General features: G+C 48.9%; 22 protein-coding genes and 2 pseudogenes. 12 read left to right on the top strand and 12 right to left on the bottom strand.

Annotated elements, in window-relative coordinates:
- Window positions 1-114: 114 nt before the first annotated feature.
- From NSQ51_RS01145 to NSQ51_RS01135, 3 genes are all read left to right on the top strand, one after another.
- Window positions 115-1302 carry an IS701 family transposase gene (locus NSQ51_RS01145; protein WP_049625563.1) on the top strand — a complete coding sequence of 396 codons (1188 nt, stop codon included), beginning with the start codon at window positions 115-117 and terminating at the stop codon, window positions 1300-1302.
- Window positions 1303-1399: 97 nt separating this feature from the next.
- On the top strand, window positions 1400-1777 hold the full coding sequence (locus NSQ51_RS01140) for a hypothetical protein (protein WP_049625467.1): 378 nt from the start codon (window positions 1400-1402) through the stop codon (window positions 1775-1777).
- 72 nt (window positions 1778-1849) lie between these two features.
- Window positions 1850-2536 (top strand): ABC transporter permease, encoded by a 687-nt coding sequence (locus tag NSQ51_RS01135; protein WP_235435169.1) that lies wholly within the window; start codon window positions 1850-1852, stop codon window positions 2534-2536.
- On the opposite strand, the gene NSQ51_RS01130 is transcribed toward NSQ51_RS01135, so the two are convergent.
- Together NSQ51_RS01130 and NSQ51_RS01125 are read right to left on the bottom strand one after the other, a co-directional pair.
- Window positions 2537-3670 carry an IS4 family transposase gene (locus NSQ51_RS01130; protein WP_190305132.1) on the bottom strand — a complete coding sequence of 378 codons (1134 nt, stop codon included), beginning with the start codon at window positions 3668-3670 and terminating at the stop codon, window positions 2537-2539.
- 178 nt (window positions 3671-3848) lie between these two features.
- Window positions 3849-4982, bottom strand: a complete 1134-nt coding sequence (locus NSQ51_RS01125; protein ID WP_121678437.1) for an IS4 family transposase — start codon at window positions 4980-4982, stop codon at window positions 3849-3851.
- A 164-nt stretch (window positions 4983-5146) separates the two neighbouring features.
- Between NSQ51_RS01125 and NSQ51_RS01120 the strand changes: the two genes are divergently transcribed.
- On the top strand, window positions 5147-6661 hold the full coding sequence (locus NSQ51_RS01120; RefSeq protein ID WP_183085391.1) for a permease: 1515 nt from the start codon (window positions 5147-5149) through the stop codon (window positions 6659-6661).
- A 17-nt stretch (window positions 6662-6678) separates the two neighbouring features.
- Complete coding sequence (locus NSQ51_RS01115; protein ID WP_049625389.1) at window positions 6679-7317, top strand: ATP-binding cassette domain-containing protein; 639 nt, start codon at window positions 6679-6681, stop codon at window positions 7315-7317.
- 400 nt (window positions 7318-7717) lie between these two features.
- On the opposite strand, the pseudogene NSQ51_RS01110 reads toward NSQ51_RS01115, so the two are convergent.
- Window positions 7718-8893: pseudogene (locus NSQ51_RS01110) on the bottom strand (ISL3 family transposase).
- Between the two features lie 221 nt (window positions 8894-9114).
- Window positions 9115-9369 carry a hypothetical protein gene (locus tag NSQ51_RS01105; protein WP_049625081.1) on the bottom strand — a complete coding sequence of 85 codons (255 nt, stop codon included), beginning with the start codon at window positions 9367-9369 and terminating at the stop codon, window positions 9115-9117.
- A 149-nt stretch (window positions 9370-9518) separates the two neighbouring features.
- On the opposite strand from NSQ51_RS01105, the gene NSQ51_RS01100 reads away from it, so the two are divergent.
- The 4 genes from NSQ51_RS01100 to NSQ51_RS01085 all read left to right on the top strand — a co-directional run bounded on the left by NSQ51_RS01100 (window position 9519) and on the right by NSQ51_RS01085 (window position 13303).
- Window positions 9519-10319 carry an ABC transporter ATP-binding protein gene (locus NSQ51_RS01100; RefSeq protein ID WP_049625082.1) on the top strand — a complete coding sequence of 267 codons (801 nt, stop codon included), beginning with the start codon at window positions 9519-9521 and terminating at the stop codon, window positions 10317-10319.
- On the top strand, window positions 10316-11242 hold the full coding sequence (locus NSQ51_RS01095) for an iron-hydroxamate ABC transporter substrate-binding protein (RefSeq protein WP_049625083.1): 927 nt from the start codon (window positions 10316-10318) through the stop codon (window positions 11240-11242). Before NSQ51_RS01100 ends, NSQ51_RS01095 begins: the two co-directional genes overlap by 4 nt.
- 67 nt (window positions 11243-11309) lie before the next feature.
- Complete coding sequence (locus NSQ51_RS01090; protein ID WP_049625084.1) at window positions 11310-12317, top strand: iron ABC transporter permease; 1008 nt, start codon at window positions 11310-11312, stop codon at window positions 12315-12317.
- Complete coding sequence (locus NSQ51_RS01085; protein WP_033016505.1) at window positions 12314-13303, top strand: iron ABC transporter permease; 990 nt, start codon at window positions 12314-12316, stop codon at window positions 13301-13303. Before NSQ51_RS01090 ends, NSQ51_RS01085 begins: the two co-directional genes overlap by 4 nt.
- Window positions 13304-13365: 62 nt before the next feature.
- Here NSQ51_RS01085 and NSQ51_RS01080 read toward each other — a convergent pair whose 3' ends face one another.
- From NSQ51_RS01080 to NSQ51_RS01065, 4 genes and pseudogenes are all read right to left on the bottom strand, one after another.
- Window positions 13366-13974, bottom strand: a complete 609-nt coding sequence (locus tag NSQ51_RS01080) for a DedA family protein (protein ID WP_033016526.1) — start codon at window positions 13972-13974, stop codon at window positions 13366-13368.
- 151 nt (window positions 13975-14125) lie between these two features.
- Entirely contained in the window at window positions 14126-15334 is a 1209-nt protein-coding gene (locus NSQ51_RS01075; RefSeq protein ID WP_033016504.1) for an ornithine--oxo-acid transaminase, read from the bottom strand.
- A 70-nt stretch (window positions 15335-15404) separates the two neighbouring features.
- Window positions 15405-16952, bottom strand: coding sequence for an L-glutamate gamma-semialdehyde dehydrogenase (gene pruA / locus NSQ51_RS01070; RefSeq protein ID WP_033016502.1), 1548 nt, complete (start codon window positions 16950-16952; stop codon window positions 15405-15407).
- 452 nt (window positions 16953-17404) lie between these two features.
- Window positions 17405-18242, bottom strand: a pseudogene (locus tag NSQ51_RS01065) (amino acid permease); the annotation flags it as partial.
- A gap of 285 nt (window positions 18243-18527) precedes the next feature.
- Here NSQ51_RS01065 and NSQ51_RS01060 point away from each other — a divergent pair.
- Both NSQ51_RS01060 and NSQ51_RS01055 read left to right on the top strand, forming a co-directional pair.
- On the top strand, window positions 18528-19901 hold the full coding sequence (locus NSQ51_RS01060) for a sigma 54-interacting transcriptional regulator (protein WP_121650138.1): 1374 nt from the start codon (window positions 18528-18530) through the stop codon (window positions 19899-19901).
- Between the two features lie 49 nt (window positions 19902-19950).
- Window positions 19951-20703: a TatD family hydrolase gene (locus NSQ51_RS01055; RefSeq protein ID WP_049625085.1), complete on the top strand. Its 753-nt coding sequence runs from the start codon at window positions 19951-19953 to the stop codon at window positions 20701-20703.
- On the opposite strand, the gene NSQ51_RS01050 is transcribed toward NSQ51_RS01055, so the two are convergent.
- The 3 genes from NSQ51_RS01050 to NSQ51_RS01040 all read right to left on the bottom strand — a co-directional run bounded on the left by NSQ51_RS01050 (window position 20672) and on the right by NSQ51_RS01040 (window position 23986).
- Window positions 20672-21394: a DUF817 domain-containing protein gene (locus NSQ51_RS01050; RefSeq protein WP_049625087.1), complete on the bottom strand. Its 723-nt coding sequence runs from the start codon at window positions 21392-21394 to the stop codon at window positions 20672-20674. The genes NSQ51_RS01055 and NSQ51_RS01050 overlap by 32 nt on opposite strands.
- Before the next feature lie 167 nt (window positions 21395-21561).
- Window positions 21562-22119, bottom strand: coding sequence for a cupin domain-containing protein (locus tag NSQ51_RS01045; RefSeq protein ID WP_049625088.1), 558 nt, complete (start codon window positions 22117-22119; stop codon window positions 21562-21564).
- A 316-nt stretch (window positions 22120-22435) separates the two neighbouring features.
- Window positions 22436-23986 (bottom strand): IS1182 family transposase, encoded by a 1551-nt coding sequence (locus NSQ51_RS01040; RefSeq protein ID WP_183084396.1) that lies wholly within the window; start codon window positions 23984-23986, stop codon window positions 22436-22438.
- Window positions 23987-24322: 336 nt separating this feature from the next.
- Between NSQ51_RS01040 and NSQ51_RS01035 the strand changes: the two genes are divergently transcribed.
- Window positions 24323-25456, top strand: coding sequence for an IS4 family transposase (locus NSQ51_RS01035; RefSeq protein ID WP_121678437.1), 1134 nt, complete (start codon window positions 24323-24325; stop codon window positions 25454-25456).
- A gap of 538 nt (window positions 25457-25994) precedes the next feature.
- Here NSQ51_RS01035 and NSQ51_RS01030 read toward each other — a convergent pair.
- Complete coding sequence (locus NSQ51_RS01030; RefSeq protein WP_155734043.1) at window positions 25995-26153, bottom strand: hypothetical protein; 159 nt, start codon at window positions 26151-26153, stop codon at window positions 25995-25997.
- Window positions 26154-26395 lie beyond the last annotated feature (242 nt).

The raw sequence follows: 26395 nt of genomic DNA, 5'->3' as shown, positions 1-26395 counted from the left end.
GATGAGCAAATTTGCTAACATAAATTTACAAACTAAACAAAAAAGGAGACATGAACCCGATTCCTTGGTTAGAATAGATGTGCTACCAACTACCCACAAGGAGGTTCATGTCTCATGAATAGATTAGCACATCATCAAGGAATCCACAAGTTTTTCATGACGCTGGGATTGGCGCTTTATTTCTCGAAGCCGGTCATCAAGCATCTCGTTCATCTTGTCGACGCCTTGACGACCAAGGGATTTTCGGGGACATTGACGGATGTCCGGTACTGGAGTTTTCATCCGAATCATCGAACCACGCTCAGCCACTTTTTCACGAAAAGCCCTTGGAACGAGGAAAAACTGCTTGAGAAGCTTCAGGAGTGGGTTCTTCGCCAGATCGAACGCCTGGCCAAACGGACGAATCAACCCCTGTTCCTTTCGATTGATGATACCATTTGCCAAAAAACGAAGCCTTCGTCACGGGCAACGCACGCCATTCAAGGGTGTGACTGGCATTTCTCTCACAGCGATCATCAATTGGTCTGGGGGCATTCGCTTGTTTGGCTGATGGTGCACACCTTCACGCAAGCGTTTCCGTTCGCCTTTCGTCTGTATGACAAGACATCGGGAAGAAGCAAAATCGACCTGGCGATCGAGATGCTTTCCTCGCTCAAGGGGAAGCGGGCTCAGCCGGTGTATGTGCTCGTGGATTCATGGTATCCGTCCCAAGCGCTCATCGAAGCCTGTCTGAAACAAGGATTCCATGTCATCGCCATGCTCAAGACGAACCGGATTCTCTACCCGAAAGGTATCGCCATCCAAGCGAAGGAGTTTGCCCGCTATATCGAGCCAAATGACACCCGCCTCGTCACGGTGGGGAACGAGCGCTATCGTGTCTACCGCTACGAAGGCGCGCTCAACGGTCTTGATGACGCGGTGGTGCTGCTGGCTTGGAAGGCGGATCAACCGATGACGCCGGATCATCTCCATGTCATATTGAGCACCGACCGGGAGCTGAGTGACGAAGACATCTTGCGTTACTATGCCCAGCGCTGGACGATCGAATGCTTTTTCCGGCAGGCAAAAGACCAGCTGAAGCTCGATGGGTACCGTGTTCGCCACGTTCGGGCGGTGAAACGGTATTGGGTCGTGGTGCTGTTAGCCTGCGTATACAGCATCGCGGAATCTCAACAAGACATCTCTTCCGGCCTGGAGCTTCTTCGGTCTCGGAAAGGGCACAGCGTCGTCGAGTTCATCTATGACGCCGCAAAGCAAGATATTCCCATTGATGTGATCAAAAAACAGCTCCATGTCGCCTAAGGGGTCCCCTGTTTGTCTCTTAGGGAATGGAAATTACTGTAATGAAAAATACTCATCTACAGTTATCATCTAAAATTACGAGGAGGAATGTTAAAAAATGAAAAAGAAATTCGCAGTACTTACCTTAGCAGCAGGGCTTCTCGCGGCAGGAGGCTTGGCTCAGGCTGGTACAACGTATGACGGGTATGACGTAATTGTCCCAAAGTTAAACGATAATGCGTTTACTCCTCAACAAACCAAATCTACTACCGGTGCATCAGCTGATTTGAAAGTATCTATACTTGGAAAAGCATTGGATGCAAGAGCGCATTCTTATAGCGGGGGAACTGGGCCTTGGGTTCGTATCGCAACCGTTGGGGGGCCATTCAAATTGCCTAATTCGATCAAATCAGGTAAGGATGCCCGAGTTGAGTTCAGCTCGGATCTTACTCAATTGGTAGACGTAAGGGTAAAGGGAGAGTGGAGAAGCAATTAATTCACAATGAGAATGGACCGAGCCATTCGACCGGTCCATTCTCTTCAAAACTAAAACTAAGAGCAGGAAAGGATGTCAAAAATGTTAAGTCATCAGGTGAAAGTAGAATTGATGAGAGCCGTCACCTGGCGTCAATGTGTGATTTGGGCGGCATTGATATTGGTTCTTCCCACCATTCAATTTTTATTGATTAAAGAGAATTATGTTTATTATAGACAATTAGATCTTTTTCTACGATTAAATTCTAATTTTGTTCCGCTGCTTTTTCCTATCATAATGGTTCTTGTGTATGCGATTTACTTCGTTGGTGAACAAAAAAACTATTTTATTCCATATGTGCGTATTCGTATCCCTTTGGCTACTTACTTATTTAGCAAATTAGTAGTCAATGCGATTCTATCTTTTTTGATAGCCTTTTTAATGGTATTCATCCCTTTTATATTTTCTATGTATATTGAACCTGTTTTGGACATCGTTCATTTATATCCTGCAGATGGCAATCCTATTCCTTATACGACGTTTGAGCAATTGCTTTTTCTTGGAACATTGCCATATGGAATTATTTACTCGCTATGGGTAGGATTGAATGGAATGATGTATGCGACAATGGGATTATTGCTAGTTATGATCTTAGAGAAACCTTTTGTTGCGCTTTCCATCCCATTTATGTATTATTTGTTAGGCAATTTTATTACGCAAATTCTTGGATATGAGCAATTTTCACCCACTTATACTATTTTTCCTTTTCACGAGTGTTGATTATCCAAAATTATACATACGCCTTCCATAAATTTGGGCATACTCAAACAAAGCAGCGGCCATCCCGGATTTCCAATCGAGAGGAAGCTGCCCAGAGAAAAAACGGCGAACGAACGAAATGAAGGAAAGAGAGACGTTCGTCTGTTTTTTGGTTTGATCATACAGCCATCGCAGCAACACATACGCGATGAACGCCGCAAACAGTTGGTTGTATACCGCATTTTCCGTCGTGCCAAACAAGGTCGGGACATTCAGATATTGCTTCACCCAACGGAAAAAGATCTCAACAGTCCAACGTTGTTGGTACATGTCGGCAATGGTTTCCGCAGACGCATGGAAGAGGTTCGTCACGACCCGAATGTCGCGGCCATTCGCATCTCGAAAGATCACTACCCGGTGACGCTTGGTGGAGCGGTATTGTTTCGTTCCCAACTGGCACGTGAAGTCGGCTTGAACCGATGAAGATGCGCTCGGAAGGCGGTTCAAGCTTTTTTTCTGATGAAGTTCGATGTTGTCCTTCATCCGAATGACAAAGAGCTGATGCTGCTCCACAAATCGATCGAGGCGTTCGATTTTGAAATACGCCCGGTCTTCCACCAGCACTTGTTGAGCGTTCGTCAACTGTTCTCCCACCGGGCCATCATGACGCAGTCCGATGGTTTCCACCACGTCTGCCGGCAACGAGGATTCCGGCGAATACGCGACGTGCAGCTTCACTCCGGCGCGTTCGCCGTGATACGGAGCCCATGGGAGGCGGTTTTTCCCGACCGTGACGGTCGTCGAATCCACCACCCGAAGCGGTTTGGGAAACCGAAGCGAACGGCGGGTTTGGCGGTTGCACTTGGAAATGATCAACGCCAACAAGCGTTTCATGATGTCATAGGGAACTTCTTTCGCTTTCTTGGATACAGTTGAATAATGGAATCGCGGCAATCCATACAGAGGCCCCACATCGGCTCCGTGGCGAAAGCTTTTCCATTGATGCATGGCGGCCAGCAGGAAGAAGTGAATCAACTCGCGCAACGTAAAGGTTCGAGACGAATCACGATACCCAACCGCTTCGGCAATCAGTTGAATCTCTTCATCCGAAACAAGTTTTTGCATCAAATTCGGGAGTGTGGTATGCTTGTTCATAGAGAGCACCTCCTGGGTTTGTTTGTGTCGTTACTCACATTCTACAGGAAAGGTGCTCTTTTTTCTATACCCTTTGGATTTTATTGGATAATCAACACGCCTGTTTCCTTTTAGTATCTCACAACAACCTTTGTGGACGGTATTCGTCCCATTTACAATATTATGTCACGAGTGTTGATTATCCAAAATTAGACATACGCCTTCCATAAATTTGGGCATACTCAAACAAAGCAGCGGCCATCCCGGATTTCCAATCGAGAGGAAGCTGCCCAGAGAAAAAACGGCGAACAAACGAAATGAAGGAAAGAGAGACGTTCGTCCGTTTTTTGGTTTGATCATACAGCCATCGCAGCAACACATACGCGATGAACGCCGCAAACAGTTGGTTGTATACCGCATTTTCCGTCGTGCCAAACAAGGTCGGGACATTCAGATATTGCTTCACCCAACGGAAAAAGATCTCAACAGTCCAACGTTGTTGGTACATGTCGGCAATGGTTTCCGCAGACGCATGGAAGAGGTTCGTCACGACCCGAATGTCGCGGCCATTCGCATCTCGAAAGATCACTACCCGGTGACGCTTGGTGGAGCGGTATTGTTTCGTTCCCAACTGGCACGTGAAGTCGGCTTGAACCGATGAAGATGCGCTCGGAAGGCGGTTCAAGCTTTTTTTCTGATGAAGTTCGATGTTGTCCTTCATCCGAATGACAAAGAGCTGATGCTGCTCCACAAATCGATCGAGGCGTTCGATTTTGAAATACGCCCGGTCTTCCACCAGCACTTGTTGAGCGTTCGTCAACTGTTCTCCCACCGGGCCATCATGACGCAGTCCGATGGTTTCCACCACGTCTGCCGGCAACGAGGATTCCGGCGAATACGCGACGTGCAGCTTCACTCCGGCGCGTTCGCCGTGATACGGAGCCCATGGGAGGCGGTTTTTCCCGACCGTGACGGTCGTCGAATCCACCACCCGAAGCGGTTTGGGAAACCGAAGCGAACGGCGGGTTTGGCGGTTGCACTTGGAAATGATCAACGCCAACAAGCGTTTCATGATGTCATAGGGAACTTCTTTCGCTTTCTTGGATACAGTTGAATAATGGAATCGCGGCAATCCATACAGAGGCCCCACATCGGCTCCGTGGCGAAAGCTTTTCCATTGATGCATGGCGGCCAGCAGGAAGAAGTGAATCAACTCGCGCAACGTAAAGGTTCGAGACGAATCACGATACCCAACCGCTTCGGCAATCAGTTGAATCTCTTCATCCGAAACAAGTTTTTGCATCAAATTCGGGAGTGTGGTATGCTTGTTCATAGAGAGCACCTCCTGGGTTTGTTTGTGTTGCTACTCACATTCTACAGGAAAGGTGCTCTTTTTTCTATACCCTTTGGATTTTATTGGATAATCAACACGCCTGATATTATGTATTGTCATTATCATATTAGGATTTTATTTAAAGGAGAATCTACACAAACACTATGGCTAGGATATTAAGAAGTAAATGGAAAGATGTCATCGATGAACTATTTACATTCAAATGGATTATCTTTGGAATGATTATTTACATATATGGATCAAGAAGGAAAGAACAATTATATTATTTTTCAGTTCAAACAAAATTATCGTTGAACAAGTGGGACTTGTTGCATAGCTTTCTTAGTGATATTTATCTTATTTTGTATTTCATTTTACCTGTTTTACTATACCGTTCTATTTCGATTATCATATCTGATTTTGAGTACACGATTCTTATACGATTAGGTTCTTATCGAAGTTGGGTGTATCAAACATTAAATAAATTTGTTCAAAGCCTCAGTATAGCAACGATAGTTTGGGGAGCAGTGAGTGGGCTTTTATTAATTGGCGCTCCTTCTTTTGCTGGTTGGAGCCCGTTTAGTAAGCTTGATGGTTCTCTAAGTGAAACGCAAATATTGCAAAAATTTATAGATACACCCTTTTTAGCATTGTTATTACATCTTTCGTTACTCATTCTAAGTTTGATTTGTATCCACTTTATTCTAGCCATCATTTATGTAAAATCACAAAGAAAAGGTATTGTCATATTCATTGCGGTTTTCATATGGGTATATAGTGGAGTGTCATTTAAACTTCTTCCTAGTCATGCTTATTTATTCAATTTGTGCAATTACCTCATTTTACATTCGGGGGCTGCACAGTTCGGTAATATATGGGGACCGTTCGCAATTGTAATAGGATTGGCGACGTTGATTGTATGGAGTGTAAATCGAATAGATTTAAATACGAAAATATTTAGTAAATTGCGATATAACTGGGGCTATATCATTTTTTTTGCACTGATTGTCATAGCATTATGGTCCGGTATGCGAGAAAAGTTAGGAAAAACCATTTGGGATCAATTTATTTTCATGTTTATAGGCGGTTCAAACCACACATTTAGTTTAAAGTCATTTTTGTCTTATTGGGTTATATATTTTGGTTTTATCTATTTAATACAATTGTATTTACAAAGAGAATTGTCGGAAATTGGTTATTATAAGCTTTTGCGTTATCGCTCTATAAGTAAGTGGTTTTGGGAATGGTATCGCAAAATAATGATATATATTGCATTCTATTTGTTAATATTGGCATTATTTTCTTTGTTGCTCTCTTCTTTGAAACGTTTTTCTTTTGATTTCTATATTTCTGTTGATAACTCTATTACGATATCCGAGGTATTTTATCATTTTTTTGTCAATGGTTATCTACAAGTTCTCTTCTATGTGTTATTTGTGTTTATTATTTCTTGGCTAAGCAAAGAAATTTTTTATAGTCTATTGGCTATTTGTATACTTTCGATCTTTATGTTTCCAGGTCTTAATAATTGGTTAATCATTCCATCTGGATTGAATAGTATTGGCTATATATTAAGCGATCACTCTATTTATCGTATAAGTGTGGTTCTATCTTTATGGAATATTTTAGGAATAATTTTTGTGTTGTATATTTTTCATAAAAAAGACATTGATTTATAAAAAGGGGAGTGAGGAAGTTGCCACATATACAACTGAATCAAGTCAGTAAATCTTTTAAAGGGGTAACGATTTTTGAAAATATGAATTTTGCAGTGGAAAAGGGGAAAATTTATGGAATTATTGGTCCTAACGGTTCTGGCAAGTCAGTATTATTCAAACTAATATGCGGATTTATATTTCCTGATCACGGTAGTGTGATCGTGGATGGGGAAGAGTTGGGTACCAATAAACGGTTTCCGAATAATTTTGGGATTATCATTGATCGGCCTGGATATATAGCGGGAAAGACAGGGTTTGATAATTTAAAAGCATTAGCCCTAATTAGAAACAAAATTAATGATGACAAAATAAAGAAAACGATGAAGATGGTTGGATTAAATCCAGAATCGACACAAAAGGTAAAACATTACTCGCTTGGAATGAAACAAAAGCTTGCCCTTGCTCAAGCCATTATGGAAGATCAACAAACACTTATTTTAGATGAACCATTTAATGCTTTGGATGCTGAAAGCGTTGAAAATATCCGCAATTTACTCCGAAAATTCAAGCAAGAAGGGAGAACTATTTTGCTTACCAGCCATAATCAAGAGGATATTGATATTCTTTGTGATGAAGTTTACAGAATCAACCACTTTAAACTTGAAAAAGTGAAGTAATTCCTACCATAGGGAAAAGGATAAATTTTTTGTTGAAATGGGAAAGAGGGACTGACTTCCAATCTGGCGAAGCGGTAGTAAGAGATAACTATTATAGCCGCATTATTCGCAAACTAATACCAAAGCACCTGAGAACAAATTTGGTATTATATAGATGCAACGAAGAAGTTTAACATATCCTTGACGGAAAAGCGGTTTGTCCATTTTCGACTGTCGAAGGCAAGCCATAGGCTTGCCCCGTCACGCCAAGGCGTGACGGAAGACCGAACAACCACCTGCTTCACAGACCCATATATGGGTCTGTGAAGCGGCGTTGTTCGGTCGCCTGACAGTCGATAAAGGCTGCAAATGGTAAATCTTCAAATTGCAGGTTCATCACCAAAAGTTGTACTTGTACCTGTCATGAAAGTATGTTAGCTGTTTCTAGCCGGACCCGCCATGCAAAACGCTGGATATTTCTGTATCCGTATCCCCCACGTTTCATCAGCTTGATCTTGTTATTTGTTCCCTCCATTTTCCCATTTGAATAAGGGGATAAAATGCACGATATGATTTCGTCTGTTCGTTTGACGAGTGATTTTGCGATGGCGCGAACAGCAGAACAAGGACAAAACAAATACCGATGAACCCAGGCGTTCAAACGACGTTTCGCTTGTCGCTCGTTTTGGCTTTTGGATACATAACGAAAATGTTGAAGGGATTGATAGACAGCCTGCAAAGAATCGCTCTCTTTCTGCCACTTTCGCACCGTTTGGCGCTCCTCCTCGGTGAGTTTCTCGGGACACTGGGTCAATCAGCGGCAAACATACCGAACATGCCCGTGTTTCTTGTTCCCTTTTCCGAAGGATTGGCGGCATCGATCCAACGCTTCCGTAAACAATTGAATCACATGAAAATAATCGACCACATGCTTCGCTTCCGGACACCCCCCTTGAATGGCTTTTTTCATCGCTGGAGCCAAATCACTCACGACATACTGAACAGAACCAGACACAGGAGCCAACACACGTCCAATGGCTTCCTCGTTCTTTCCTGCTTCAACGGCATACACTTCTCCCGTTTCGGCATCCATGACTGCCACTCCGTAATCATGTCCTTTTCGAAACGCAAACTCATCGACACAAACTGCCTTTGGTTGGATGTCATTCGATAGGAAGGAAGGGGCATGGGTATAAAACCAGCGTTCAACGGTCGTGTACGGAAGCTTGAGCATACGAGCCACCGCCTGAATGGATGTTCCGATGCAAGATTGCGCCACCCATTGCTGAAACGCATCCGTCGCTGCACTTCGAGGGGAAATTCCGGGATAAGACGTGCTGAATGTCATGCCACATGTACAACAACGTCTACGCTCCACAGGGAGTTCCACCCAAAAGATGCCGATCCGTTGAGCATACCCATGCATCCATTGCTTCTTTTTTCCTGTCATGTTGATCGTGCGTTTCAAGCAAACAGGACATAACGGGCATTGTTCGGGAAGAGAAAGTTCGGAAATCCAACGTTCTTCTTCTTTTCGCACCTTTTGAATCAAAACATCTGGTAAATCGATGAGTTCTTTGATAAACTGAGCGTACATGCGAATTTTCCTCCAATGGTTTGGACACCCCCATACAGGAAAATTCGCATTTTTTGTATCCTCTATTTTCCCTATGCATACCTATCTTAAAATCTCAAGTACAACTTGTGGTGAAGAGCCAAATTGCATCTATATAGCACCACGGGTTCAAATAAGAATTGCGATAGACCTTTTTGACTTGAACGTTCATAAGAGAAAAACTCCTTTACGTTCCTTGTGTGTCAAGGATTCATTCGACATCGGAACGAAAAAATCCTCCCGATTTTCGTCGAGAGGGTGCGAAATGTGAGGTTGAACATAGCTTCTGGCTGTTTTAAGCGAAGGCGGGACGCCTTTGCCTGCGCCGCCAAATACTGCTCTTTTGTCAATAGACCGGCCAGGCGGCCGCTCTCATCAACAACGGCGCGGAGCAGACTGCCGCCAAACGCGACCTCCTCAAGGCGCGCATGGACCGGAAGTGGCTGTGGCGGCCGCATACCTTGTCCATCCTGTTCTCCTTCTTTTTTCCATCATAAAACTTGTTTTTTCGATGAGAAAATTCATTGTCTTTTTTAAGAATTTCGTTATAATAAAGATTGTTAATGATAGTGATTTTCATTTTCTTAGTCCAAAAGGAGGTGGCCGCATGGTTCGCTTATATGCCGAGGAGCTCACCGTCCGCTATGACGACCGGACGATTTTTGAACGATTGTCCGTCCGCATTCCCGATCGGCAAATCACTGCCATTATCGGGCCGAACGGGTGCGGCAAGTCGACGCTGCTCAAGACGTTGACGCGCATCATTTCCCCACAATCGGGCGCGGTCATTTTAGACGGCCAAGCCATTTCCCAGCAACCGACGAAAGAGCTGGCGAAAAAAATGGCCATTTTGCCGCAGACGCCGGAAGCGACAAGCGGATTAACGGTCGCTGAGCTCGTCTCGTACGGCCGCTTTCCGTATCAAAAAGGATTCGGACGGCTGACAAAGCGGGATTATGAAGCGATTGACTGGGCGCTTGACGTCACCAAAACGGCCGACTTAAAGCACCGGCCGGTCGATGCTCTCTCGGGCGGGCAGCGGCAGCGCGTCTGGATCGCCATGGCGCTCGCCCAAGAGACCGACATCATCTTTTTGGATGAACCGACGACGTATTTGGACATCGCCCATCAGCTTGAGGTGCTCGAGCTGCTTGAGCGGCTGAACCAAGAAGAAGGGCGGACGATCGTCATGGTGCTTCATGACATCAACCAGGCGGCCCGCTTTGCCGACTATATCATCGCTATGAAAGCAGGAGCCATCATCAAGTCCGGGCGGAGCGAAGACGTTATCTGTCGCGAAGTGCTCCGCGACGTGTTCGGCATCGACGCCGACATCGGCCGCGACCCGCGGACGAACAAACCAATTTGCTTCACTTATCAATTGCTCAAGGAGGCTTATTCATCATGAGGAAAACATGGCTTGCATTGTTGCTGATGTTCGCGCTTGTGCTAAGCGCATGCGGCAACGCGGCGGACGATCAAAAGAACAACAGCGCTTCACCAAAAGAAAAAAAGACGGAAACGATTACATACCAATCGGAAAACGGACCGGTGGAAGTGCCGGCTAATCCGAAGCGCGTCGTCGTCTTATCGACGTTTGCCGGACATGTGCTGGCCTTGGACGTCCCCGTTGTTGGCGTGGATTCGTGGTCGAAAATGAGCCCGCTTTTTCAAGAAAAACTGAAAGATGCCGAAGTCGTGACCGATGAAGACATTGAAAAAATTATGGCGTTAAAACCGGACTTAATCATCGGATTATCCAATACGAAAAACGTCCACAAATTAAGCAAAATCGCGCCGACCGTCACCTTTACATACGGCAAAGTCGATTATTTGACACAGTTTTTGGAAATCGGGAAACTGTTGAATAAAGAAAAAGAAGCGAAAGCGTGGATCGACGATTTCAAACAACGGGCGCAACAAGCCGGGGAAGAAATCCGGGCCAAAATTGGCGAAAACGCGACCGTCACTGTAGTCGAAAACTTTGATAAGCAGCTGTATGTGTTCGGCAACAACTGGGCGCGCGGCACTGAGATTTTGTATCAAGAAATGAAGCTGAAAATGCCAAAAGCTGTAGAAGAACAGGCGCTCAAACCGGGCTACTATGCCGTTTCCCTTGAGGCGCTCCCGCAGTTTGTCGGCGATTATCTCATCTTAAGCAAAAACGACGACGGCGACACATCGTTTATGGAAACGAACACGTTCAAAAACATCCCTGCTGTCAAAAACGGCCATATGTTTGTCGCCGATGCGAAGGCATTTTATTTCAACGACCCGATTACGTTAGACTACCAACTCGATTTCTTTAAAAAACATTTTTTAGGCCAATAACGACGAGACGGGGCGTTCATGGGCAGTGAATGTCCCGTCCTTCTTTGTGTCAAAGAGGGAGTCACCAATGGACGCAGACCGCCGGCGTTGGCCGTTTCGTTATATGTTTTTTCTGTCGCTTGGCCTGCTTGTCGCCGTTTGGTTTGGCTCGATGCGAGTCGGCGTCGCCGATACGACATGGAGCGACGTATGGCGGGCGTTGTTTTCCGATCAACAAAGCAAACAGCTTGATCTCATTCGCGAGCTCCGTCTGCCGCGCGAAACAGCGGCCGCCTTTGTCGGCGCCGGCCTTGCCGTCGCCGGAGCGATCATGCAGGGGATGACGCGCAATCCGCTTGCCGACCCCGGTCTCCTTGGCCTCACCGCCGGCGCAAACGCAGCGTTGGCCATGACAATGGCCTTTTTCCCTTCCGCCCATTATCTTTTGATCACGGTCGCCTGTTTGCTTGGTGCGGCCGCCGGGGCAGGGGCCGTCTTTGGCATCGGCGCCGCCCGCAAAGGAGGGTTTTCACCGCTTCGCATCGTCTTGGCCGGCTCGGCGGTTTCGACGCTTTTATTCGCCATCGCCGAAGGAATCGGACTGTATTTCCACATTTCCAAAGACGTCTCGATGTGGATGTCAGGCGGGGTGGCCGGAGCTTCATGGAAACAATTGTCGATCGTCATCCCGCTCATCACGACCGGGCTCGCTATTGCCGCATGGTATTCACGGCAGCTGACGATCCTTAGTTTGAGTGAAGACGTCGCGGTTGGCGTTGGACAAAAAACAACGACCGTCAAAACATGGCTGTTTTTCGCTGTGTTTTTATTAACAGGAGCGTCGGTCGCCATCGCCGGCAATATCACCTTTATCGGCTTAATGGTTCCTCACCTCGTGAGGGCAATAGCCGGCGCCGACTACCGGTTTGTCATCCCGCTGTCAGCGACTGTCGGCGCCAGCGCCATGGTGCTGGCCGACACGGCGGCGCGCACGGTCAATGCCCCGTTTGAAACGCCGGTGGCCGCCATCATCGCCGTCATCGGCTTGCCGTTTTTCCTCTTCGTCGTGCGGAAACAAGGGAGGGGCTTTTCATGAGAAAAAAAAGTTTTTCGCTCTTTGCCGTGCTTGCGTTGCTCATTGCCGCAACAGCGGCCGTCGCCTTAAGCACCGGCGATGCGCCGCTCTCATATAACCGCATCGTCCCGACACTATTGGGCTACGGTTCGATGGAAGAGGAATTCATTTTGTTTTCCCTTCGCCTGCCGCGCCTTTTCATCACCTTGTTGGCCGGCATGGCGCTCGCCTTATCCGGGGCCGTATTGCAAGGCCTCACGCGCAATGACCTCGCCGACCCGGGCGTGCTTGGGATCAACGCCGGCGCAGGCGCGGGCGTCGCCTTGTTCTTTTTGTTTTTTCCGATTGAGGCCGGAACATTTCTTTACGCCTTGCCGCTCGTTGCCTTCACCGGGGCGATTCTGACAGCAGTTGCCATCTATGCCATCTCCTACAAGAAAACAACCGGGCTGCAGCCGGTGCCGTTTATCTTAACCGGCGTCGGCATGTCGATGGCGCTATCTGGGCTGATGATCGTCCTCATTTCCGCCGCCGACCGGACAAAAGTCGATTTTATCGCCCGCTGGCTTTCCGGCAACATTTGGGGCGATGATTGGCCGTTTATTTGGGCCGTGCTGCCGTGGTTGGCTGCGGGCACACTGGTGGCGCTATATCGGGCGAAGCATCTCAATATTTTGCACTTAGGCGACCCTGTTTCGATCGGGGTCGGCGTCCACGTCCGCCGCGAGCGGCTCGTGCTTATGACAACAGCTATTGCCGTCGCGGCCGCCGCCGTCTCTGTAACCGGGAGCATCTCCTTTATCGGCTTAATGGCGCCGCATATCGCCAAGTCGATCGTTGGCCCACGCCATGAGCGGGTCATTCCGGCCTCCATGCTCATTGGCGGCTGGCTGCTGCTTGCAGCTGACACGATCGGGCGCAACGTTCTCGCCGAGCCGCTTCCCGCCGGCGTCATCGTCTCCTTGATCGGCGCGCCGTATTTCATTTACTTGTTGTTAAAGCGTTGACATCCGCTGCCCGTTATGAGAACGGGTTCGAGCGATGACACCCGCCAAACAAAGACGCCGGTTCATAAAACCCGGCGTCTTTTCCAAAAGCGGACAACCGCAACCACAATGACAATCGCGATGATGATATAGACAACATCAGCGTACGCGCCAATCACATCGGATACTTTTCCCCACGACTGGCCGAGCGCCGCGCCGACGGAGATTAAAATCGTATTCCAAATGAGCGTCCCCAATACCGACAGCCAGACAAACAGCCCGATATTCATCTTCGCCATGCCCGCTGGAATGGAAATCAAGCTGCGTACAAGCGGAATCATGCGTCCGAAAAAAACGGCCCACACCCCGTAGCGATGAAACGTCCGGTTCGCCTTGGCAATGTCTTCCGGCTTCACCCGCAGCCATCCGCCCCAGCGGTCAACGATCCGCTCAAGCCGCTCAACGGACAACAGCCGGCCGATCCCATACAGCACGATCGCCCCAACGATCGATCCCGCTGTCGCTGCCACAATGACGCCTGGCACCGTCAAAGACGTGTACGTCGTCATGAACCCGCCAAACGGCAAAATGACTTCCGACGGAATCGGCGGGAAAATATTTTCAAGCGCGATCATCAAAAAAATACCGATATATCCGAATTGCTCCATAAAATCAGTGATCCAAGCCTGCACGCGTTCTTCCTCCATTCACTCGTCCTTCGCTTATGTAGGATGTTTATGCAGCGTCAATGCAATCCTTTCCCTATCTTAACAGAAAACCGCCATTCCCCGCAAAACAAAAAGGCGCCCCGCTGTACTTTCGGGACACCTTTTTTCCACTTTTTTAAACCGCAGCCGGTTGGGACAGCACCTTTACAATCCGCTCAATCGCCCAGTCGAGCTCTTCTTTCGTAATAATGAGCGGCGGCGCAAAACGGATGACCGTCTCATGCGTCTCCTTGCAAAGCAGCCCTTGTTCTTTCAGCGTTTCGCAATACGGACGCGCCGGTCCATGCAGCTCGACGCCGATAAACAAGCCGCGGCCGCGGATTTCTTTAATGTCCTTGTTTTCGATTTGCTTTAACTTTGCCAAAAAATATTCGCCAAGCTCAAGCGACCGCTCCGCCAGCCGCTCTTCTTCGATCACCTCAAGCGCCGCGATCGACACCGCGCAAGCGAGCGGATTGCCGCCGAACGTCGACCCGTGCGAGCCCGGTTCAAACACCGACAAAATGTCGCGGTTGGCGACGACGCACGAAATCGGGAACACCCCGCCGCCCAATGCTTTCCCTAAAATATACATATCAGGCACAACATTTTCCCAGTCGCAAGCAAACAACTTCCCCGTCCGTCCTAGCCCGGTTTGGATTTCATCGGCGATGAACAACACGTTGTGTTCTTTGCACACGTCATAGGCCGCTTTTAAAAAGCCTTGCGGCGGGATGCGGATGCCGGCTTCCCCTTGGATTGGTTCGACAAGAAACGCCGCCGTATTCGGTGTCATCGCTGCCTTGAGCGCTTCGATATCCCCGTACGGGATGATTTTCACCCCGGGCAAAAGCGGACCAAAACCGCGTTTATAAGCCGGTTCGGACGACAACGACACCGCGGCGAGCGTCCGGCCATGGAAATTGCCTTCACAAACGATGATTTCCGCCTGATTGTCAGGGACGCCTTTCACGTCATACGCCCAGCGGCGCGCCGCCTTGAGCGCCGTTTCTACCGCCTCGGCGCCGGTGTTCATCGGCAGCACCATCTCTTTTTTCGTCAGCCGGCACACTTTTTCGTACCATGGGCCGAGCTGGTCGTTATGGAAGGCGCGCGATGTGAGCGTGACGCGGTCAGCTTGCCGCTTCAACGCCTCCACAATTTTCGGATGACGATGTCCTTGGTTGACGGCCGAATAGGCGCTTAACATGTCCATATAGCGGTTGCCTTCCGGGTCTTTCACCCATACCCCTTCCGCTTCCGAAATGACAATCGGCAATGGATGATAATTTCGTGCTCCGTATCGCTCCGTCTGTTCAATGAGCTGTTCGGACTTCGTAGCCATCATCAACCGCTCCTTTCCTTATCTGCGTTTCTTCGCTATAAAAGGGCGGACGCCGCCGCCCTTTTTTGGTTTAAAACATTTCCGATACGGTTTTCGCTTGCATATGGAGGATCAAATAGTCCGGGCCGCCCGCTTTCGAGTCAGTGCCTGACATGTTGAAGCCGCCAAACGGATGATACCCGACGATCGCCCCTGTGCAGCCGCGGTTGAAGTACAAGTTGCCGACATGGAACTCGTGCCGCGCTTTTTCAAGATTCGCCCGATTGCGCGAGATGACGGCTCCTGTCAGACCGTATTCGGTGTTGTTCGCAATCTCAAGCGCATGGTCAAAGTCGCGCGCTTTCGCAAACGCCACGACCGGTCCGAAAATTTCCTCCTGCATGATGCGCGCGTTCGGGTCGACATCCGCAAACACGGTCGGCTGGATGAAGAACCCTTTCGAGTCGTCTCCTTCCCCGCCGGTCATGAGACGGCCTTCCTGCTTGCCGATTTCGATATACTCCATAATTTTGTTGTACGCCCCTTGGTCGATGACAGGTCCCATAAACGTCGCTTGCTCCGCCGGATCGCCGACGTTGAGCTGCTTCGTCAGCTCGACAACGCGATTCAACACTTGGTCATACACATCTTCGACGATAATGGCGCGCGAGCACGCCGAACATTTTTGCCCAGAGTAGCCAAACGCCGACGCCACGATCGATTGCGCCGCCAGTTCGAGGTCCGCTTCTTTATCGACAATGATGCCGTCTTTGCCGCCCATTTCCGCGATGACGCGTTTCAGCCAAATTTGCCCTGGGTGCACTTTCGCCGCCCGCTCATAAATGCGGATGCCGACATCCCGCGATCCGGTGAAGCTGATAAATCGTGTGCGCGGATGGTCGACGAGATAATCCCCGACTTCGGCTCCGCTGCCCGGAATATAGTTCAACACACCAGCCGGAAGCCCCGCTTCTTCCAACACTTCCACAAATTTATACGCCACGACCGGCGTTGCGCTTGCCGGTTTCAACAGCACCGTATTGCCCGTGACAAGCGAAGCGACCGTCGTTCCGGCCATAATGGCAAACGGGAAGTTCCACGGCGAAATGACAACCCCGACGCCAAGCGGAATGTAGAAAAACCGGTTCGTTTCCCCCGGACGGCTCTCAACCGGAATGCCGTCTTTCAGCTTCAGCATTTGCCGTCCGTAATATTCCATAAAGTCGATCGCTTCCGCGGTATCGGCGTCCGCTTCACGCCACGGTTTGCCCGCTTCTTTCACCAGCCAAGCGGAAAACTCGTGCTTGCGCCGGCGCACGATCGCCGCCGCCCGGAACAAAATATCGGCCCGCGCTTCCGGGCTCGTCCGGCTCCAAGTGCGAAACGCCTCATCAGCGGTTTTCATCGCCCGCTCCGCCAGCTCTTTGGTCGCTTTCGCCACCCGGCCGATGACTTCCGCTTTGTTCGCTGGATTGATCGACGTGATTTTGTCTTCCGTCATCACCCGCTCGCCGCCGATCACAAGCGGATAATCGCGCCCAAGCTCCGATTCCACTTTTTTGAGCGCTGCTAAAAACGCCTCGCGGTTTGCTTCCACGGTAAAATCTGTGAGCGGTTCGTGTCTGTACGGCTGCACCATTTCGTCATCCTCCTTTTTAAAGGCAAAAAAATTTTTCGTTATAAAACGGTTTCATAGTTATATTATGCAAATGATTATGGCTTTTTTCAATGATTTTTACTTGGCGCCTTGAGCTCCCCTTTTTCTGCGGCTAGGGGCTGAACCCGTTTTTTCGCCACAAGGTGGTAGTACACGTAGCAAGCGAGCAAAAACGGAATGCCGCAGTAAAGAGCGATCCGTTGATCTGTATAGATGCAATTTGAAGATTTACCATTTGCAGCTTTTATCGACTGTCAGGCGACCGAACAACGCCGCTTCACAGACCCATATATGGGTCTGTGAAGCAGGTGGTTGTTCGGTCTTCCGTCACGCCTTGGCGTGACGGGGCAAGCCTATGGCTTGCCTTCGACAGTCGAAAATGGACAAACCGCTTTTCCGTCAAGGATATGTTAAACTTCTTCGTTGCATCTATATGGAATAAACGCCAGCCCGATGATCGTCGCCATATTCAACACAAACGCCGCGAGCGGCACGAACGGATACAACGGCGTCCGGTATTTCAGATCGCGCACATCGCCGCCTTCACGCAAAAACGCTTTTCGTCCAAAATAGCTGGACAGCGCGATGGAAGCCCACACCGTGACGGCGCCAAATCCCGCGATCGCCGTCAGCCAAACGTACACTGTATCTTCAGCGTAAATGCTGCACAAAAGCGACAAGCAGCCGATGGCAATGCTGGCAATAAGTGCGTTGATCGGCACACCGCGTTTCGATAGCTTGCTGAAAAACGGACTGACCATGCCTTGGCGCGACATCGACCAGAGGACGCGCGACGTCGCGTATAACCCTGAGTTGGCCACCGACAGCACCGCGGTAATGATGACAAAATTCATGATATCGGCTGCATACGGAATGCCAATGTTGTCAAACACCTCAACAAACGGGCTTTCCACAACGCCGGCTTTCTCCCACGGAAACTAACCAGCCAGCACAAAAATGGCCAAAATAAAGAAGATCAAAATGCGCCATACGGTGTTGCGCAACGCAACCGGCACCGTTTTTTCCGGCTCGCGGCTTTCCCCTGCCGCCACGCCGACCAATTCCGTCCCCTGGAACGAAAAGTTCACGAGGATCATCGTCGTAAAGATGGCCCAAAACCCGTTTGGAAACAATCCGCCATGATCAGTAAAATTCGGGAAAAACGGATCGGGCTGTATACGCAACGACGGCCCCGCCTGGCCCCGCCTCATGAATCGTATAACCCGATCCTAAAAACAAACCGGTGCCGATCACCCCACCTAGCGCGATCATAAATCAATGCCTGCTTTTTAGCTCTCGTTTCAGTTCTTGCACGGGTTGCACCCGAAAACTCTCCCCTCTCTATGATCGATTTCGCAACCGCTTACATTCCGAGAAAGGGAACAGAACCTCCCTTACTGCAAATCTATTTGTCAATTTATAATAAACTATAACTTTATTATGGAACTATTTTTGTCTATTTTCAATATATTTAGCAAAAAAATTTTTCACATCTTTCTTTCCCTTCCTGTCTCCCGTCCACCTTATGCTATAATACAAAAAAGAGAGGTGCTGATCGTGAACCGGGATATGGAAACGCTTTTATCAATGTATGAGCAAATTCTCGAAATGATCGACCTTGGCGTCCATGCCGTCGATCAACATGGGAAAACCGTCATTTACAACCGGAAAATGCGGGACATCGAGGGTATGAACATCGAGGACGTGCTCGATAAAAACATTTTGGACGTCTTCCGCTTCAACCCGGAGCAGCCGAGCACATTGCTTGAAGCGCTGCGCACCGGTGAAAGCATTCTGAACAAGCAGCAAACCTATTTCAATAACAAAGGACAAGCCGTGACAACGGTCAATCAAACACACCCGCTGCAAAAAGACGGGCGCATCATCGGCGCCGTGGAAATCGCCAAAGACATCACGAAGTTCCGCAAACTGATCCAAGAACACCACCAACGCAAGGAAGCCAGCCGCACGTTTGCCGATATCATCAGCCAAAGCGAAGCGATGCAAAAGGCCATCCGCCTTGCGCGTCATGCCGCCCGCTCGGAAGCGCCTGTGCTGCTCATTGGGGAGAAAGGGACAGGAAAAGACTTGCTCGCTTCCTGCATTCACCATGAAAGCGAACGGCGGGCCAAGCCGTTTTTTGCGCAAACGTGCCTGTCGCTTCCGGACGATTGGATGGAAACGATGCTGTTTGGCAGCGAAGAAGGCGGCGAGATCCAGCCCGGCTTGTTTGAACAAGCGGACGGCGGCACCGTCCTGCTTGACGATATTGACTCGTTAAGCCTGCCGCTTCAACAAAAACTCGCCCGTTTCCTGCAAGAAAAACAGTTTGTCCGCGCCCATGGCCAAGAACCGGTTCGTGCGGACGTTCGCCTCATCGCCTCGACAAGCGGCGACCCGATTGACGCGGTCCAAAACGGAGAATTGATCAAATCGCTTTACTACCAAATTGCCGTCCACTGCATCGTCCTGCCGCCGTTGCGCGAACGGAAAGAGGACATTTTGCCGCTCGCTATCCATTTCATCCGTCAAGGCAACGAGCGCTATGGCCTACATGTCGAAGGACTCGGCGATGACGTGCAAGAGGCGTTTCTTGCTTACAGCTGGCCCGGCAACGTGCGCGAGCTTGAGGCCGTCATGTTGGAAACGATGGCGACGATGGAACAAGAACAAACCATCACCCTCGCCCATCTGCCTGCCCCTTTTCGAGCCAAGCTGGCGCCCGACGAAACGAAAACGGACTTTTTATTTGATACGGAAGACATTTTGCCTCTTGACAAATACATGGAAGAAGTCGAAATTTACTACATCCGCAAGGCGCTGCAGCATCACGGCTTCAACATCACCAAAACGGCCAAAGCGCTCGGCTTAAGCCGACAAAACTTGCAATACCGCATCCGCAAGTACCAGATTGATAAGGAATGGGGATAAGCTGCAGTTGGCGATCGTACGGCCAAAAGGACAGGGGAGGTCGCTGTGGATGATCGACGCTCATATTCATCTCGACCAGTACACGGACATCGATGAACAAATCAACCGTTGGCAAGAAGCGGGCATCACCGGCGTCGTCGCCGTATCCACCGATTTGCGCTCCAGCTGCCGAACGCTCGAGTTGAAACAGCGATTCCCTTCCTTCGTCTACGCCGCCATCGGTTTTCATCCCGAGCAACCGCTGCCAAGCGAAGCCGATTGGAACGAATGGACAGAGCTTGTCAAGCAAGAGCGGCCGCTGCTCGCCGCCATCGGCGAAGTCGGGCTGCCATACTATTCAGCGGAAGCATGCGCCAAGCTGCCCGCGTATCAAGAACGATTAACCGAAATCGCGGCCATCGCCGCGGATGCTTCCTTGCCGCTCGCCCTTCACGCCGTCTACGACCGCGCCGAAACCGCCTTGGCCATCTTGCAGCAAGCTGGCGTCCGACACGCCCATTTCCACTGGCTGAAGGCCGAGCCTGCCGTGGTCAAACAAATCGTCCAATGCGGCTACTACATCTCCGTCACGCCGGAAGTGTGCTACCGCGAGCGCGACAAGCAGCTGTTATCCCTCGTTCCCATCGAGCAGCTGCTCCTTGAAACCGATGGCCCATGGCCGTTTGCAGGCCCGTTTGCCGGAAAACTGACGACGCCGTTATGGCTATTGGACTCCGCGCGAGCCGTGGCGGCACACTATGGCCGAGATATCGAACAAGTCAAAACCATGATCACGGCGAACACAAAACGGCTTTACGGTTGATCTTCCTTATCGTACGATGAACAAGGCTCCACGCCTTCGCCTGGTTTGGATATTGCCAAGCGCCAAAAAAGGTGGCGATGTTTTCCGCGATCCAGATGAAAAATCCGATCAGCAAAAACGACAAAACAAACGGCATCCGGTAGCGGATTCCCCCGACCTCATACGTCACCCATGACCGCCAAAAGACAAGCATGACGAGGCTTGAGAGCCACCAACGAACGTCCACCCAATAATGGTGGGTGAAAAAATTCAAGTAAATCGCCGAAGCGAGAGGAACGACCATCCAAAACGGCGGCCATTGCACCAACTCCACCTTCAGCCTTCGCCACGCCTGGCAAAGATAGCTGGCGACGCTCGCATACATAAAGCCGCTGTACAAGGGCACGCCAAAGATTTTCGTATACCCCTCTTCCGGATACGACCACGAACCCATGCGCACTTTAAACAGCTCGAGCGCAAGTCCAATGACGTGGAACAAGGTGATCACTTTGAGTTCATCCCGCGTTTCCATCCCTGACCGCACCATCCACCATTGCATGAGCAGGCAAATAACAAGCAGCCAATCATACCGCGGCAATAGCGGAAGCGGCGCGATCTTCGTCAGCGCCAATGAGGCAAAAATGACAACCGGAAACACGCAAGATTGCGCCTGCGCCCAACCGAAGCGAACAAGCTGCACAAACGCTTTGATCAGCCGCGACGTTCTGCCAAACGAACCCCTAAATGTTGCAGGCGGCACCCCTCGTTTGAAAGCAAAAACCGCAGAACACCCCTGACGAAGGGCTCTGCGGCTACTTTTTCCCATAATCAATTGAAAACCTGACATAACTCTGGTTTCCAACGAAACTGCCAAATCAGTCACCGATCATCGGCCATGGCCTCGGCTTTCGTCCTGTGAACCGTGCCAAACGGATGCTCGGGCGGAGCATAAATGGAATATAGCTTCAAGGGAACATGCCCTATATTGGTCACATTATGCCACGTCCCAGCTGGAATCATGATCGCGTCATCTTCGGACACTCTTCTTTCAAAATCCAGACGGTCTTTTCGTTCCCCCATCTGCACAAGACCCTGTCCTTGTTCAATACGAATAAACTGGTCCACATTCGGATGAACTTCCAGTCCGATATCTCCTCCTACCTCAATGCTCATCAACGTCACTTGCAAATGTTTTCCTGTCCATAATGCGGTTCGGAAATTTTGATTTTGCTCGGCGGCTCTCTCAATATTGACAACGAACGGTTTTCCGCCGTAATCTCTCAATTTGATGGAAGGAAACCTGTCGTTCCTTGCATGTTGTAGCATACCATAAGCATACGGTGACCAGCTCCACCAGCCATAATGAGGGGGGAAGTAACTGGACATCGGGTAGGGCCACTGAGTGCTAATATACGGATGGACGTAATTCGGATTCAATTGCCTGTTCACTCTCCTCACACTTGGAATCTGCCACTATCTTATGCAATGGCTCAGTCTGGCGTGACAAGAGCACACGGGCAAACGGAAACATCGCGAGGAAAAGAAACCCTCAAAAAGCGGTGGCCATTCGCCGCCATGAAACCCGAACAGGTTAGATCCTTATAGATATTATGTTGCATTCAACAATTCCCTACAAAACTAGAAGGGGCTGACCCAAAAGTCCGCCAAAAAGCGGACTTTTGGAGTCAGCCCTCTCTGGTTTTTGTATATTTTACCAAACGGAACAAAATTCCGACTCTGTTCTCCCCCTCATTTACGCCACCAAGGACAATTGCTTGTCCCTAGCGGCTTTTTTGAGAAGATTGTGGGCAGCACAAACCAGCCCCCATTCGATGGAAACTTTTTGGAGGCCTCGCAGGACAAAGCGACGAAACCCGCGATTTTGTTTGATTTGCCCAAATACACTCTCAATGTCGGTTTGGCGTTGGCGGTATCGGGCTTGCCCTTCTTCACTCTCCAACCGTTCGCGGGCTTTCTGTTTTTGTTCATGATAGATGGGGTTCCATTGCGTGGTTCGTCCATACTTGGAAGTCGTGCAGGCCGAACGGAACGGACATCCTTCGCATTCATGGCATTGGTAGTGTCGGGTGACCGAGGTGTATCCTGATTCCGTGGTCTGTTTCGAAGTTCCGGTGCGAACCAGCTTTTTCCCATTGGCGCAAATCCAAACGTCTTCTTCTTCCACATAGGTCCAATTCTGCTGATGATGCGGATTTTTCTTGACCTTGCGCGTGTTCTCCTTCTCATACGTATGGTACTTGATCAAGGCCGATATGTGCTTCTCTTCCAGCTTCACGTAGTTCTCTTCCGAGCCATAAGCCGCGTCAGCGATCAAACGTTCGGGTTCCACGCCGTACTTCTCTCGAACGGTCTCCAAATGCGGGAGAAGACAACGAGTGTCGCCCGGCCTCTGATGAAGGGAATACCCCAAAATAAATTGGCCGGAAGAACCCACCTGTACGTTATAGGCCGGCTTGAGCTGGCCGTTTCGCATGTGATCCTCCTTCAACCGCATGAAGGTGGCATCCACATCGGTCTTGGAATAGCTGTTGCGATCCCCGCATACATGGAGTTGGTGTTCATACTTTTCACTGCGGGGCAAGTAGTCCTCCTTCATCTTCTTGATGGCCTTCTTCAACGGTTGGTTGTCCGGCTCGGCCTCCAACCGTTTTTCCCACTCCTCGGTTTTCTTTCGGATTTCTTCTGACGTAAAGGCCGGCGAAGGGTCGATGTCTTCCGCCTTTTCTTCTTCCACGATCGCCTCGATCTGGGCAATCAGCCGATCGACATTGGCTTGGAGTTTCTCCTGGTACTTCTCAGCCGATTTGCGCCAAACGAAGGTGTACCGGTTGGCATTCGCTTCAATTTTCGTTCCATCCACAAAATAATCTTCCATCTTGACATAGCCGTCGGCCACGAGCAGCGTGATCATTTCCCGGAACAGGTCGTCAATCAGGTCTTTCATCCGCTCCGAACGAAACCGATTGATGGAGCGGAAGTCCGGCTTTTGAAATCCACTTAGCCACATGAGGGGAAGGTGGACTTCGAGCTGCCGTGCAATCTCACGGCCATGATACATTTTTTGGGTGTAAGCGTAAAGGAGAATTTTGGTCATCATTTTCGGATGATAGGCGGAGGCGCCCCCTCCTTTGTAGTAAGCAAGAAACGTCTCCATCGGGATGCGTTCAACCATCTCATGAACCACGTGGGCCATGTTATCCCGTGGAATGAGATCGGCGATGTTGCTTGGCAAAGAGAGGTTGTCCATGGTATACTCTTTAAAGGAAATATGATCATGTTTCATAAAAGAATCGCCCTTCTTTCGGTGGTAGTGGTTTTGGTGACTCTATTCTACCAGAAAAAAGGGCGATTCTTCTATATTTGAGGCAAAAAAGTGGGGGCTGATCCCAAAACGCATTCGCGTTTTGGGTCAGCCCCTTCCTTTTTCTCGACTTCGGAAGGAGTTTCAATGCAACATATTGAATTCATTTTTTGTAAATTATACCATATTTTTTATCTTAATAAACCCCCTTATATCAGGCGTGTTGATTATCCAATAAAATCCAAAGGGTATAGAAAAAAGAGCACCTTTCCTGTAGAATGTGAGTAGCAACACAAACAAACCCAGGAGGTGCTCTCTATGAACAAGCATACCACACTCCCGAATTTGATGCAAAAACTTGTTTCGGATGAAGAGATTCAACTGATTGCCGAAGCGGTTGGGTATCGTGATTCGTCTCGAACCTTTACGTTGCGCGAGTTGATTCACTTCTTCCTGCTGGCCGCCATGCATCAATGGAAAAGCTTTCGCCACGGAGCCGATGTGGGGCCTCTGTATGGATTGCCGCGATTCCATTATTCAACTGTATCCAAGAAAGCGAAAGAAGTTCCCTATGACATCATGAAACGCTTGTTGGCGTTGATCATTTCCAAGTGCAACCGCCAAACCCGCCGTTCGCTTCGGTTTCCCAAACCGCTTCGGGTGGTGGATTCGACGACCGTCACGGTCGGGAAAAACCGCCTCCCATGGGCTCCGTATCACGGCGAACGCGCCGGAGTGAAGCTGCACGTCGCGTATTCGCCGGAATCCTCGTTGCCGGCAGACGTGGTGGAAACCATCGGACTGCGTCATGATGGCCCGGTGGGAGAACAGTTGACGAACGCTCAACAAGTGCTGGTGGAAGACCGGGCGTATTTCAAAATCGAACGCCTCGATCGATTTGTGGAGCAGCATCAGCTCTTTGTCATTCGGATGAAGGACAACATCGAACTTCATCAGAAAAAAAGCTTGAACCGCCTTCCGAGCGCATCTTCATCGGTTCAAGCCGACTTCACGTGCCAGTTGGGAACGAAACAATACCGCTCCACCAAGCGTCACCGGGTAGTGATCTTTCGAGATGCGAATGGCCGCGACATTCGGGTCGTGACGAACCTCTTCCATGCGTCTGCGGAAACCATTGCCGACATGTACCAACAACGTTGGACTGTTGAGATCTTTTTCCGTTGGGTGAAGCAATATCTGAATGTCCCGACCTTGTTTGGCACGACGGAAAATGCGGTATACAACCAACTGTTTGCGGCGTTCATCGCGTATGTGTTGCTGCGATGGCTGTATGATCAAACCAAAAAACGGACGAACGTCTCTCTTTCCTTCATTTCGTTTGTTCGCCGTTTTTTCTCTGGGCAGCTTCCTCTCGATTGGAAATCCGGGATGGCCGCTGCTTTGTTTGAGTATGCCCAAATTTATGGAAGGCGTATGTCTAATTTTGGATAATCAACACTCGTGCCCTTATATGTAAAATTTTTGTTTCGATTCTAATTTATCTCTTTGCTAAGCCTTGCTTGATCAATTAACTAACATTCACGATCCATTTCTCCTCTTTTGGCTCCAAATAAAAAATCGAGAAAAGCACCTTTAGGTACCTTTCTCGATTCCCTTCAATCCTATTTCCTTCTCCCTAATTGGAATCCCATCCTCGTTGCCAATCAAACTGAATTGAATTTGTTTCGCTTCGATACGATCGCGAGTATAAGGCTTTTTTTGTCACTCAACAACAGCTGTTAGTGAAAAATAAAGTTGGTAACCAATAGTTCTTTTATTCCAAGGTTTCTTTACTTTGTTAAAGTAGTACGTCTTTTATTAAAGTTGGTAACTGATCATTAAGCATTGTAATTTCGAATAAAAAATAAAGTTGGTAACCGAACATCATGGTTGTAACAATGATTTTTCGTGATCATAATCAATTCTGTATGTACAAATTAAAAACGACCTTTGAATAGGTCGTTAAACTTCTTCGTTACTCAATAATTTTTTAAATCAAACCAAAGGTTGTTCCGAGTGTTAATAATGATGCGGAATTTGTTAATATTTTCTCCAACCAGCCATATAATTTCTTTGCTTTTTCAATATCATTTTTTTCGATGGCGACTTTCAGTTCATTGGCGAAATGCTCAGCCTGTTCGCGTTGCATCTCGTCAGCAATATTTTTAATTTCAGATAATAATTCCTTAAAAATTTGTTCTGTTAAACCATAGTTTATGGTTTTCTCTTGTTTTACATTGTCCCCAAAATTGACATTGTCTCCATGAAATTGTGCTCCATTGAAACCTGAAATATTTCTTTTATATTGCTGTAAACTAGCACATTATTTCAGAATCCCTTTTTCAAATTATTTCAGGCGGATTCGGAAATAATGTGCAAAATTTTTGCGGA

Origin of the sequence: Geobacillus sp. FSL K6-0789 (genome assembly GCF_038593135.1) — a bacterium.
GTDB lineage: Bacteria > Bacillota > Bacilli > Bacillales > Anoxybacillaceae > Geobacillus > Geobacillus stearothermophilus.
This window is presented reverse-complemented; position numbering and strand designations above follow the sequence as displayed.

Coding starts and splice junctions, on each gene's coding strand:
- NSQ51_RS01040 (WP_183084396.1), bottom strand. CDS start 23,986: ATGAAACATGATCATATTTCCTTTAAAGAGTATACCATGGACAACCTC.
- NSQ51_RS01135 (WP_235435169.1), top strand. CDS start 1,850: ATGTCAAAAATGTTAAGTCATCAGGTGAAAGTAGAATTGATGAGAGCC.
- NSQ51_RS01140 (WP_049625467.1), top strand. CDS start 1,400: ATGAAAAAGAAATTCGCAGTACTTACCTTAGCAGCAGGGCTTCTCGCG.
- NSQ51_RS01100 (WP_049625082.1), top strand. CDS start 9,519: ATGGTTCGCTTATATGCCGAGGAGCTCACCGTCCGCTATGACGACCGG.
- NSQ51_RS01120 (WP_183085391.1), top strand. CDS start 5,147: ATGGCTAGGATATTAAGAAGTAAATGGAAAGATGTCATCGATGAACTA.
- NSQ51_RS01125 (WP_121678437.1), bottom strand. CDS start 4,982: ATGAACAAGCATACCACACTCCCGAATTTGATGCAAAAACTTGTTTCG.
- NSQ51_RS01035 (WP_121678437.1), top strand. CDS start 24,323: ATGAACAAGCATACCACACTCCCGAATTTGATGCAAAAACTTGTTTCG.
- NSQ51_RS01145 (WP_049625563.1), top strand. CDS start 115: ATGAATAGATTAGCACATCATCAAGGAATCCACAAGTTTTTCATGACG.
- NSQ51_RS01095 (WP_049625083.1), top strand. CDS start 10,316: ATGAGGAAAACATGGCTTGCATTGTTGCTGATGTTCGCGCTTGTGCTA.
- NSQ51_RS01075 (WP_033016504.1), bottom strand. CDS start 15,334: ATGGCTACGAAGTCCGAACAGCTCATTGAACAGACGGAGCGATACGGA.
- NSQ51_RS01105 (WP_049625081.1), bottom strand. CDS start 9,369: ATGCGGCCGCCACAGCCACTTCCGGTCCATGCGCGCCTTGAGGAGGTC.
- NSQ51_RS01130 (WP_190305132.1), bottom strand. CDS start 3,670: ATGAACAAGCATACCACACTCCCGAATTTGATGCAAAAACTTGTTTCG.
- NSQ51_RS01055 (WP_049625085.1), top strand. CDS start 19,951: ATGATCGACGCTCATATTCATCTCGACCAGTACACGGACATCGATGAA.
- pruA (WP_033016502.1), bottom strand. CDS start 16,952: ATGGTGCAGCCGTACAGACACGAACCGCTCACAGATTTTACCGTGGAA.
- NSQ51_RS01090 (WP_049625084.1), top strand. CDS start 11,310: ATGGACGCAGACCGCCGGCGTTGGCCGTTTCGTTATATGTTTTTTCTG.
- NSQ51_RS01085 (WP_033016505.1), top strand. CDS start 12,314: ATGAGAAAAAAAAGTTTTTCGCTCTTTGCCGTGCTTGCGTTGCTCATT.
- NSQ51_RS01030 (WP_155734043.1), bottom strand. CDS start 26,153: ATGCAACGCGAACAGGCTGAGCATTTCGCCAATGAACTGAAAGTCGCC.